Genomic DNA, 2,267 nt, shown 5'->3' on the forward strand with positions numbered 1-2,267 from the left:
TGCTGGGGCCGGGCCTGTGGCGGTGGGCGGGGCCACGGCTGCGGCGCCTGGTCCTGCCCCGGCCGGGGTCCTGCGTGCTACCCGGCCCGCGGGAGGGGACGGGGCAGCGGACCGGGCAACGGATCGGGCAGGGCCGCCTCGAGACCGGTGCGCTCTGTTTGGCGGCCGGCACCGCGGTGGCCCTGTGGGGACTACCGGGCGTCACCCAGCCCCTCCTGACCGGCCGGGACGGTGCGGCCGCGGACTGGCGGGTGGTCATGTGCGACGTGGGGCAGGGCGACGCGCTGCTCCTGCGCACCGGACCCCAGCGCGCCGTGCTGGTGGACACCGGCCCGGCCGGGGCGCCGGTGGCCGCCTGCCTTCGGCGCTCCGGGGTGCACGCGCTGGACGCGGTGGTCGTCACGCACAGCCACGCCGACCACTCGGGCAACCTCGGTGCGGTGCTCGACGCCGTGTCCGTGGACCGCGTGTGGGCCTCCCCGGAGGACCTCGCCCGGCCGATGCAGCCCGGGCACCCCGCTGAGTGGCGAGAGGTGGCGCGGGCCAGGGGTGTGGCGGTCGAACCGTTCGGTGCCGGCACGTCGCAGCAGGTGGGCACCGCTCGCTTGCGGGCGGTGTGGCCGCGTCCGGGGGTCGACCTGGCCGCCGACGACCGCCGCAACGACGGCAGCCTGGTCGTCCACGCGACCGTCGACGGCCCCGACCCCGGCCCGGGCTCGGCGGTCACGGTCCTGCTCACCGGCGACCTCGAGGAGTCCGGGGGCGCCGCTGTGCAGCAGCTCACGGCATCGGACCGGGTGGATGTGCTCAAGGTCCCGCACCACGGATCGGCCCACCAGGGACGCGGGCTGCTGGACCGAGGCGCCCCGCTGTCCCTGCTCAGCGTGGGGGCGCAGAACGACTACGGGCACCCCGCCGACCGCACGGTCGAGGCCCTGCGCGCCGCCGGCAGCACGGTGGTGAGCACCGCCGAGGAGGGCACGGTGGCCGTGGGGCGCGACACGGCCGGCACCCTGTGGTGGGGCCGGCCGTGAGCGGGGCGCGCGGGAGGCTGACGAGGTGGCGCGTCGCCGGGTGGGTGGGCGCTCGCGGAGGAGCGCCGTGGCGCTCAGTCGGCGGTCTCGGGCGCGAGGGCCTCGGGCACCTCGGCGGCCATGGTGGCCGCGGCGCCGCAGAGGGCCTCCATCATCGCGGCCACGGCGGGCACACGCATGAGGTCCGGTGTGCTCACCGCGTGGATGGTGCGCCGCGAACCGGTGCTCAGGGGCACGGCCACCACCCCGGCGTGGCGCACGTGGCGCAGCACCATCCGCGGCACCAGCGCGGCCCCCAGCCCGGCCGAGACGAGGCCCAGCACCGCCACGTAGTCCTCGGTCTGGAACTCCACGCGCGGCACGAAGCCGGCCTCCTGGGCCAGGTGCATGAGGTGGCCGCGGCAGCGTGCGCAGCCGGCGATCCACGGATCGTCGGCGAGCGCGGCCAGGTCCACGGTGTCGCCGCAGGCCTGCGGGTGGTCCTCCGGCAGGGCGACGAGCATCTCGTCGGTGAGGATGTCGCGGATCTCCAGACCGGCCAGGTCGTCCACCTCGCGGCCCACGGTGGTTCCGCTGTGGGAGAAGGCGACGGCGAGGTCGCACCGGCCGTCGCGCAGGGCCGCGAGCGACTCCGGCGGCTCGGCCTCGGTGAGCTGGATCTCGATGCTGGGGTGCTCGCTGCGCAGGTCGCGCAGGGCCTGGGGCACGAGGGCGGCGGTGGAGGAGGGAAAGGCGGCCACGCGCACCCGCCCGGACTCCAGCCCGGCGATGGAGCTGAGCTCCTGCTCGGCGGTCTCCAGCAGGGTGAGCACGGTGACGGCGTGGCGGGCCAGCACCTGCCCGGCCTGCGTGAGGCGCACCGTGCGCCCCTGCCGCTCGACCAGGGGGGTGCCGATGCGTCCCTCGAGACGGCGCACCATCTGCGAGATGGCGGGCTGGGTGTAGCCCAGCGAGTGGGCGGCGGCGGTGAAGGAGCCCTGCTCCGCGATGGCGCGCATGATGCGCAGCCCGGCCGTGTCGATCATGGGCTCACTGTAACTTGCTGTTGGGCCTCGGCAAAGGATCGCGCCATTGTGTAATCGGACGTCCGCTCCCACAATGCCGTCCATGACGATGACGCCGGCCCGTCCCCTGTCCTGTGAGCCCGCCGTGGCCACCCGCCACGTCGAGCCCGCCGAGCCCGCCACGCCGGCCAGCGCCCTCGCCGGCGGCGAGGACGCACCCGTGCCCGGG

The 2,267-nt window shown here is 76.1% G+C and carries 2 protein-coding genes; one reads left to right on the top strand and one right to left on the bottom strand.

All coding sequences use genetic code 11. The features are described from left to right. Positions 1-1,034, top strand: a 1,034-nt coding sequence (locus HMPREF3099_RS08220; RefSeq protein ID WP_237769801.1) for a ComEC/Rec2 family competence protein, incomplete at its 5' end; no start/stop codon positions are given. A gap of 74 nt (positions 1,035-1,108) precedes the next feature. Here HMPREF3099_RS08220 and HMPREF3099_RS08225 read toward each other — a convergent pair. Next, positions 1,109-2,059: a LysR family transcriptional regulator gene (locus HMPREF3099_RS08225; protein ID WP_070705527.1), complete on the bottom strand. Its 951-nt coding sequence runs from the start codon at positions 2,057-2,059 to the stop codon at positions 1,109-1,111. Positions 2,060-2,267 lie beyond the last annotated feature (208 nt).

This window comes from Kytococcus sp. HMSC28H12, assembly GCF_001816045.1.
Lineage (GTDB): Bacteria > Actinomycetota > Actinomycetes > Actinomycetales > Dermatophilaceae > Kytococcus > Kytococcus schroeteri.

Coding starts and splice junctions, on each gene's coding strand:
- HMPREF3099_RS08225 (WP_070705527.1), bottom strand. CDS start 2,059: ATGATCGACACGGCCGGGCTGCGCATCATGCGCGCCATCGCGGAGCAG.